Source organism: Mesorhizobium sp. M7A.F.Ca.CA.004.06.1.1 (assembly GCF_003999135.1).
Classification (GTDB): Bacteria; Pseudomonadota; Alphaproteobacteria; order Rhizobiales; family Rhizobiaceae; genus Mesorhizobium.
Genome location: NZ_RZPQ01000202.1, coordinates 1 through 8,274, shown reverse-complemented (window position 1 = coordinate 8,274; position 8,274 = coordinate 1). Strand labels below are relative to the sequence as shown.

Sequence of the window (8,274 nt, the reverse complement as noted above, 5' to 3'; positions counted from 1 at the left end):
CATCAGGTCGGCGAGCTCACGGCACAAAGCGGCGAGCGGGGTCGAGATCACCATGGTGAGGATGTTGTCGGCGAGTGCCGCGCGCGATTCGGCGTTGATCTCGTTGCAGACCACCACCGGCATGGTCGCGGGCTTCGCTGCCCGCAGCGCCGAGACCGCGCCTTCCATGCCGCCGCCGGCGACGTAGCAGCCGGCAAGATCCGGATAACGCGCCAGAAGATCGATCATCGCGTCATGGGTCACCTGGTTGGCTTCCAGATTGACCAGCGTTTCAAGCACGCTGAACTCCGGCGCATGCTCCCGGAAGAAGGAGCGAAAGCCGATCTCGCGCAGCTCATGGCCATGGAAGCGGTGGCTGCCGACGAAGAGGGCGACCTTGCCGGGCCGCTTGGCTGCTTTGGAGATCATCCATGCGGCGGTGCGCCCGACCTTGCGGTTGTCGAGGCCGATATAGCCCTCCCGGATGCCGGCGGCAAAGTCGGACAGCACCGAAAAGACCGGCTGCCCTCTCGCCTTCAAGGTTTCCACGACCGCTGTCAGGGTCGGATGGTCCGGACCGACAACGGCGATGGCCCTCGATTTCGCCGCCAGCCTGCGCATCTGCGAGGCGATCTCGTCGGGAGCCAGGGAACTGGCGAAATCGATGGTCGCAACGCCGCGGAAGCGCTGCGATCGCGAGATGGCCAGTTCGAGTTCCCGCGCGAAGTCGCCGTAGAAGGCATCATTGCCCCGCAGCAGCAGGAAGCCCAGCCGGTACTCCGGCAATTCCTGGCGCATGCGCTGCTTGATAAGGCCGGCGGCGTGGTAGCCGATATCGGTAGCGGTCTCGTAGACGCGGCGCGCTGTCTCTTCGCGCACCGGCAGCCGGTTGTTCAGCACACGGTCGACGGTGGCGACACTGACGCCCGAGATGCGCGCCAGATCTGATATTGTCGGCCGCTTCACCATGCTTGCCTCGTCGGGTTTGCTTGAGCCTTCGTACATCATCCTGATGGGAAATGATAGAAACTATCTTTGTGATGTTGAGTCCATCATCGGTCGGCGTTACTTTGACGCTCGAAACCAAAGGATTTCAGGACATTCGCTCTGGCGGATGCCTTTGCCGAGGGAGGCAATCATGTCCACTGCGCCGTCCCGGCGTGACTACAGCCTGATCGGCCGCGACGCCAAGCTCGCCGTCGAGACCGGCCTATCGGCGGCCGAGTGGTATCACACCGACGTGCCGCGCAAGCAGATGAAGGAGCTGATGCAGCGCTCCGACGGGCCCGCGATCCGCGATACGGCAATCTGGTTCGCCGCGCTGATCGTCAGCGGCGCCGGCGGTGCCTGGTTCTGGGGCAGTTGGTGGTGCGTGCCGTTCTTCTTCGTCTATGGCGTGCTCTACGGCTCCTCGACGGATTCACGCTGGCACGAATGCGGTCATGGCACCGCCTTCCGGACGCAGTGGATGAACGATGCGGTCTATCAGATCGCCTGCTTCATGATCATGCGCAATCCGGTGACCTGGCGCTGGAGCCACACCCGCCACCACACCGACACCGTCATCGTCGGCCGCGACCCGGAAATCTCGGTCATGCGGCCGCCTGATTTGGTTCGCGCCATGCTGGGCTTCGCTGGCGTGCTCGACGCCTGGCATGCGATGTCAGACATGCTGCGCAACGCCGCCGGCACCGTCAGCGCCGCCGAAAAGACCTTCATTCCCGAACAGGAACAGCCCAAAGCGATCCGCGTCGCCCGCATCTGGACGGCGATCTATGCCGCCACCGTAGGGCTGGCGCTCTATACCGGTTCGTTCCTGCCGCTGATGCTGGTCGGCCTGCCCAGGCTCTACGGCGCCTGGCATCACGTCATGGTCGGGTTGCTGCAGCATGGCGGCCTGGCCGACAATGTCACCGACCACAGGCTGAACAGCCGCACCGTCTACATGAACCCGATCAGCCGCTTCATCTACTGGAACATGAACTACCATGTCGAGCATCACATGTTCCCGATGGTGCCGTACCATGCGCTGCCGAGGCTGCACGAACTGATCAAGCACGATCTGCCGGAGCCGACACCGTCGATCCTGGCCGGCTATCGCGAGATGATCCCGGTCTTCCTGCGCCAGCTGCGCAACGAGGACTATTTCCTCAAGCGCGAGCTGCCGCCGACCGCACGGCCATATCGCGAAGAATTCCACAACGACACTATCGCCGCCGCGGCGGAATGATCGTGCTTCTATCCGATCTAGACTGTTTGTTTTAACGCAATTCCGGGCGGAAAACCGCTGCGCAATTTTCCTGGATTTGCTTTTGGGGAGGACTTGAATGAGCGACTGGGTCGAGGCCTGCGCCACCGGCGACATAGACGAGGAGGATGTGATGCGCTTCGACCATGGCGGCCGCACCTTCGCCATCTATCGCAGCCCCGACGACGAGTTCTTCGCCACCGACGGCCTGTGCACGCATGAAAAGGTGCACCTGGCCGACGGGCTGGTGATGGATGACATCATCGAATGCCCCAAGCACAATGGCCGCTTCAACTACAAGACGGGTGACGCCCGCGGCGCGCCGGTCTGCGTCAACCTGAAGACCTATCCGGTCAAGGTCGACGCCGGCAAAGTCCTGATTCAGATCGGATGACCGACATGGCGGGGGGAATGGTCATCATCGGCGCCGGCGAATGCGGTGGGCGCGCGGCACTGGCGCTGCGCGACCTCGATTATCAGGGGCCGGTGACGCTGGTCGGCGACGAGCCGCATCTGCCCTATGAGCGCCCGCCTCTGTCCAAGGAGGCGATGGCCAGCGATGCGCCCGAGATCAAGGCGATCGCCAGCGACGCAATTCTGGCCGAGAAATCGATCCGGCATGTCCATTCCGTCCAGGCCGTGACGATCGATCGCGCGGCGCATGCGGTGCGTCTGTCGGACGGATCGGTCCTGCCTTACGACAAGCTCCTGCTGGCAACGGGTTCGACGCCGCGCAAGCTGCCGATGCCCGGCCTTGGCGCGCACTGCGTCTATCTCAGGACCTTCGCCGACGCGCTCGCGATTCGCGCGCACCTCACCCCCGGCAACCGGATCGCCATCATCGGCGGCGGTTTCATCGGTCTCGAACTCGCGGCCGCGGCCCGCAAGCTCGGCGCTGATGTCACCGTCATCGAGGCGCAGCCGCGCATCCTGATGCGCGGCGTGCCGGCGGAGATCGCCGAAATCATCCATGATACGCATGTCGCCGAGGGCGTCGATATCCTGTGCGGGGATGGCATCGCATCCATCGCCGACGACGGCAGACAGGTGCGCACCACACTTGCCGGCGGCCGGGAAATCGTCGCCGACCTCGCGATCATCGGCATCGGCGCCGTGCCGGTGACCGGGCTTGCGGCCGAAGCGGGGCTTACGATCGACAATGGCATTGCAGTCGATGCCGAACTGCGCAGCAGCGATCCCGACATCTTTGCCGCCGGCGATTGCTGCTCGTTTCCGCTCGCCGTCTATGGCGGCCGTCGGGTGCGGCTGGAAGCTTGGCGCAACGCCCAGGAACAGGGCGCGCTGGCGGCCAGGAACATGCTCGGTGCCGGCGAGGCGCATGCGGCGGTGCCGTGGTTCTGGTCGGATCAATATGGTCTGTCCCTGCAGATCGCCGGGCTGTCCGACGAAGGCAGCAGCACCGTGCGCCGCGACCTCGGCGATGGCGCCTTCATTCTCTTCCATTTGGCGCAAGACGGCAGGCTGGTGGCGGCCAGCGGCATCGGCCCCGGCAACGCGGTCGCCCGCGATATCAGGCTGGCCGACATGCTGATCGGCAAGCACGCGAAACCGGCGCCGGAAGCGCTGGGATCACAGGCGGTCAAGCTGAAGTCGTTGCTGGCGGCTTGAGCCGTCGCGCCAATTGTCGACGTCTGCGCTGCCCCTCATCTGCCTGCCGGCATCTTCTCCCCGTATAGTGACGGGGAGAAGGGCGCTTTCGCCGAGGATTTCGCCAATCGGCAACGTTACAGAGGGGGCGTGGCGGTCAACGATGGCCCCTTTCTCCCCGTCGCTATACGGGGAGAAATGCCCGGCAGGGCAATGAGGGGCGGCGCAGGCGTCGGCAAATTAACGCCAGAGAGCCGCCCTAAAACAGCGCCTTCAGCTCCGGCAGCTTATCATTCACCAGCCAGCCATAGTAATTCTCTTCCGGCAGCTTTTCCGGCTCGCCGGCGGCGCGGCGCCTGTCGTTCTCCGCCTTCAGCGCGTCGGCGCGCTGCTCCGGATTGCCGACATTGTAGAGCGTGGCGGTGACCCCCGGATTGCCCGAAATGTCGAAGCCGGCAATGCTTTTATAGGCATCGATCGATTTCCGGATCGTCGCGGCGACGTAGGGCAGCGTCAGGTCGGGATCCATGATGGTCTTGTAGACCGAATTGGGATCGCCGACGTCGAGCTTCGGCAGGCCGGAAACCTTGTGCACGAGATCGCTCATCTGCAAGGCGGTCAGCGGATTGAGCTGGCCGAGGCCGAAGGTCTGGCCGGCATAGTAAGGCTGGAAGAAGGTGGCGCCGAAACGGTCGTCGGGAAAGCTGGTCCCGCCGACGCTCTTGCCGCGAAACGAATGGTTCCACACCTGCTCGCGGCATTCCCACAGATCGTAGCTGTCGGACATTGCGGCGCATTTCTTGAATTCCGGCCGCTGCACGAAATCCGTGATGTCCTCGCCTTCATAGGCGAAGGACAGCTTGCTGGAGAGATAGGAGATCGCCTTGACGTAGTAGGTCTGCAGCCGGTCATAGGCATCGACATTGTAGGTGTGCTCGCCGACGATGGCGCCGACGATGTGCAAGGGATCGATGCCGTAGGTGGCTGCTGCCTTCTTGATCTTGCCGCGCAGACCGGCGTCGTTCTGCAGCAGGGCGTAGACCTTGCGGTACTTCGCCTGGAAGCTGGTGTTGGTCGCCTGCGTGCGCCGGCTGGAGGCACCCGGAATGTCGGGCTGCACGGCATTGCGATTTCCCGGCGGCACCAATGTCGCTGCCTCGGCGGCGAACAGCGTCGCCGCCAGCGTCAAGCCGAGAATGACCAGGATCAGTTTTTTCATGCACCCGCCGCCCAAGCAATTCCAGGAAAAGTGTGAAACGGTTTCCCGGAATTCCGTCAAACCAAGAGATCGAGAATTGCCGCGCAAACTAGGTAAAGCTCTTGGTCGAGTCGAGAGCGCCCCTTCACCCGGCACTACGAAAGGTGGCCAGATGGTACCATCTGGCCACACATGATTTTGCTTGCCGGAAAATGTTGCCTGGACCGGCGCCGGAACGTTCCGGCGCCGTCGTTTAAAGGATGAACCGCGACAGGTCGGTATTCCTGGACAGGTCGCCGACATGCTTCTCCACATAGGCGGCATCGATGGTGACTGATGTGCCGTTGCGGTCGGGCGCATCGTAGGAGATTTCGTCCAGCACCCGCTCCATCACCGTCTGCAACCGCCTTGCGCCGATGTTCTCGACGCTGGCGTTGAGGTCGACGGCGATGCCGGCCAGCGAATCGATAGCGTCGTCGGTGAAGGTCAGCTCGACGCCCTCGGTCTTCATCAGCGCGATATACTGCTTGATCAGGCTGGCTTCGGTCTCGGTCAGGATGCGGACGAAATCGTCCTTCTCCAGCGCCCGCAGCTCGACCCGGATCGGCAGGCGGCCCTGCAATTCCGGCAACAGGTCTGACGGCTTCGAGACGTGGAAGGCGCCGGAGGCGATGAACAGGATGTGGTCGGTCTTCAGCGGTCCGTATTTGGTCGCCACCGTGGTGCCCTCGATCAGCGGCAGCAGGTCGCGCTGCACGCCTTCGCGGGAAACGCCGGCGCCCATGCCGCCTTCGCGCGAGGCGATCTTGTCGATCTCGTCGAGGAAGACGATGCCGTCATTCTCCGTCGCATCGAGCGCCCGCCGCACCACTTCGTCCTGGTCGAGCAGCTTGTCGGACTCGTCATTGACCAGCAGATCGTAGGACTCCTTCACCGTCGTCTTGCGCATCTTGGTCTTCTTGCCGCCCATCGCCTTCGACAGCATGTCGTTGATGTTCAGCACGCCGATATTGGCGCCGGGCATGCCGGGGATCTCGAAACCGGGCATGCCGCCGCTGCCGGTGTCGGCAACCTCGACCTCGATCTCCTTGTCGTCGAGCTCACCGTCGCGCAGCTTCTTGCGGAAACTATCGCGGGTGGCCGGGCTCGCGGTCTTGCCGACCAGCGCTTCCAGCACGCGTTCCTCGGCGTTGACGTGGGCGCGCGCCTTGACGTCTTCGCGCATCTTCTCACGCACCAGGCCGATGGCGATCTCGACCAGATCGCGGATGATCTGCTCGACATCGCGGCCGACATAGCCGACCTCGGTGAACTTGGTTGCCTCGACCTTGACGAAAGGCGCACCGGCGAGCCGCGCCAGGCGGCGCGAGATTTCGGTTTTGCCGACGCCGGTCGGCCCGATCATCAGGATGTTCTTCGGCATCACCTCTTCGCGCATCTGGCCTTCCAGCTGCTGGCGGCGCCAGCGGTTGCGCAAGGCGATGGCCACGGCGCGTTTGGCGTCCTTCTGGCCGATGATGAAACGGTCGAGTTCCGAAACGATTTCGCGGGGAGAAAATGTGCTCATATCACTAGATTCCACTTTGCCACTGCTTGATGGCCTCGAACGGATGCAGCAGCATGATCACGTTGAGTGTCAGATTGTCCCGGATGAGATAGCCGGTACCGAGTTCGAAGATGATGGCAAGGCTGACGATCACCCATATAGGTAGCCTTCGCGCCATCACAAATCCCAGCATCATGGCCAGTGTGTCGGACACCGAATTGATGATGCTGTCGCCGTAATAGTCGAGCGAGATGGTGCCGGCGCGGTAGCGCTCGATGATGAATGGGCTGTTTTCGAGCAGCTCCCAACCGCCTTCGATGAAGACGGCGAACGCCAGCCTCAAGCCGATCGGCGAACGCGGGAACAGGAATCTTGCCAGCGCATAGAACAGGAAGCCGTGGATGATGTGCGAGAACGTATACCAGTCCGAAATGTGCTGGGAATTCTCCGAACTCTGCACGACGCCATGCCAGAGCTTGACGTAGCCGCAGGTGCAGATCGGCGCTCGCCCCATGCCGTAGAGCGCCCCGGCCTGGAAGATGATCAGGGCGAGGACGAGCAGAAGCCCCATCCGCCAGCTGTCTTCATAGGCCGAATAGCTGTTCTCCGCGGTCGGTGTCGTCATCGGTTCATTCCCCCTCGTTTCGCGTCGCCGTCTCGACCATCACAAGCCTTGTCACGCCTTCAGCGGCGGTAGCCGGCGGATCACGGCAGCCGGCAAGGTGGGTTTGACCACAATCCGCCGGATACGCTGCCAGCCAGCCCCGAACAGAATGATCAGCGCGCCAACAACGACCAGGATCAAGGCAAAAGGCGGGATGCCCGTCGAATCGGAGGCGGAATTCACCAGATAATAGATGCCCAGCGAGCCGAAGTAAGCCAATGTCGGAACCAGAAGCGAACGGCGGTCGATGGCAAGCGCGACATAGAGGAAGCCAAGGATCAGTATAGTCAGCATGATGGTTGCATTGGCATCCGGCGCGATATGTCCGAACACGACGTTCTGGCCGGTTGCCATGATGAAGAGCGGATGCACCAGCATGGGCGCCGAGACGACATGCAGCCAGAAAGCGCAATCGGACCAGATCTTGCGTCGATCCCTGTCGTAAATGTCAAAAGCTACACCCGTTGCGAACACGATCAGGCCGCAGATCAGCGGCATGTAAAGTGCCGCGCGGAGCAATTCGGGAACATCCTCCATACGCGGTGGCGCAATCGCACCCGCTGTCACGCTATCATACAGGATTATCGCCGTTTGCAGGAAGGCAAGCAGTGTAAAAGCGATGGCGATAGCCCCGGCAATGATGGGGACGCGAAAACGCCAGAAATAGATCGCCGCCGCGATTATTCCTCCGCCCAGGAACAGATATCCGGCCTGGGACGCCGTCTGGCGCAACGCCAATAGCTGCCAGATAGTCTCCGGCTTGCGTATGCCGAAGCTGGCCTCCACCTGTAGCGCCAGAGCGGCCAGAATGGCGGCCATGAAAATCAGGGCAAGCACGGACGACGATAATTTCATCCGGTGCTGACGCGTGACGATTTCGGCGAGCCCCCAGGCGAAAACCGCGAGGATGCCTGCGATCCAGAATGTTTGGCCTGGAAGCAAGGTGGTCAGGACAAAGAAGAAGCCGGCGCTGAGCAGAACGGTTCCCACGGTGACAAACAGATCGTTGCCGCCGCCCACCAGCCGCAGGT

At 62.5% G+C, this 8,274-nt stretch carries 8 protein-coding genes; 3 read left to right on the top strand and 5 right to left on the bottom strand.

Features of this window, described 5'->3' with window-relative positions:
* Nucleotides 1–948 (bottom strand): LacI family DNA-binding transcriptional regulator (locus EN906_RS14490; RefSeq protein ID WP_127375229.1); only part of this gene is annotated, 948 nt, incomplete at its 3' end.
* Nucleotides 949–1,117: 169 nt separating this feature from the next.
* Here EN906_RS14490 and EN906_RS14485 point away from each other — a divergent pair.
* The 3 genes from EN906_RS14485 (at nucleotide 1,118) to EN906_RS14475 (ending at nucleotide 3,856) form a co-directional block, all read left to right on the top strand.
* Entirely contained in the window at nucleotides 1,118–2,209 is a 1,092-nt protein-coding gene (locus EN906_RS14485) for a fatty acid desaturase family protein (protein ID WP_127270622.1), read from the top strand.
* A gap of 97 nt (nucleotides 2,210–2,306) precedes the next feature.
* Nucleotides 2,307–2,621 (top strand): MocE family 2Fe-2S type ferredoxin, encoded by a 315-nt coding sequence (locus EN906_RS14480; RefSeq protein ID WP_027161041.1) that lies wholly within the window; start codon nucleotides 2,307–2,309, stop codon nucleotides 2,619–2,621.
* Nucleotides 2,618–3,856, top strand: a complete 1,239-nt coding sequence (locus tag EN906_RS14475; protein WP_164748902.1) for an FAD-dependent oxidoreductase — start codon at nucleotides 2,618–2,620, stop codon at nucleotides 3,854–3,856. The genes EN906_RS14480 and EN906_RS14475 overlap by 4 nt, the downstream gene beginning before the upstream one ends.
* A gap of 238 nt (nucleotides 3,857–4,094) precedes the next feature.
* Here EN906_RS14475 and EN906_RS14465 read toward each other — a convergent pair whose 3' ends face one another.
* The 4 genes from EN906_RS14465 to EN906_RS14450 form a co-directional block, all read right to left on the bottom strand.
* Entirely contained in the window at nucleotides 4,095–5,054 is a 960-nt protein-coding gene (locus tag EN906_RS14465) for a DUF1402 family protein (RefSeq protein WP_127266871.1), read from the bottom strand.
* A gap of 232 nt (nucleotides 5,055–5,286) precedes the next feature.
* Nucleotides 5,287–6,600, bottom strand: a complete 1,314-nt coding sequence (hslU, locus tag EN906_RS14460; RefSeq protein WP_127266872.1) for an ATP-dependent protease ATPase subunit HslU — start codon at nucleotides 6,598–6,600, stop codon at nucleotides 5,287–5,289.
* 4 nt (nucleotides 6,601–6,604) lie between these two features.
* Nucleotides 6,605–7,150 (bottom strand): DUF2585 domain-containing protein, encoded by a 546-nt coding sequence (locus EN906_RS14455; protein WP_236383093.1) that lies wholly within the window; start codon nucleotides 7,148–7,150, stop codon nucleotides 6,605–6,607.
* Between the two features lie 105 nt (nucleotides 7,151–7,255).
* Nucleotides 7,256–8,274 (bottom strand): hypothetical protein (locus EN906_RS14450; RefSeq protein WP_164777176.1); only part of this gene is annotated, 1,019 nt, incomplete at its 5' end.

Bases quoted from the DNA above. Each gene is read 5' to 3' on its own strand.
- EN906_RS14480 (WP_027161041.1), top strand. From the start codon at position 2,307: ATGAGCGACTGGGTCGAGGCCTGCGCCACCGGCGACATAGACGAGGAG.
- EN906_RS14485 (WP_127270622.1), top strand. From the start codon at position 1,118: ATGTCCACTGCGCCGTCCCGGCGTGACTACAGCCTGATCGGCCGCGAC.
- EN906_RS14465 (WP_127266871.1), bottom strand. From the start codon at position 5,054: ATGAAAAAACTGATCCTGGTCATTCTCGGCTTGACGCTGGCGGCGACG.
- EN906_RS14455 (WP_236383093.1), bottom strand. From the start codon at position 7,150: ATGGGGCTTCTGCTCGTCCTCGCCCTGATCATCTTCCAGGCCGGGGCG.
- hslU (WP_127266872.1), bottom strand. From the start codon at position 6,600: ATGAGCACATTTTCTCCCCGCGAAATCGTTTCGGAACTCGACCGTTTC.
- EN906_RS14475 (WP_164748902.1), top strand. From the start codon at position 2,618: ATGACCGACATGGCGGGGGGAATGGTCATCATCGGCGCCGGCGAATGC.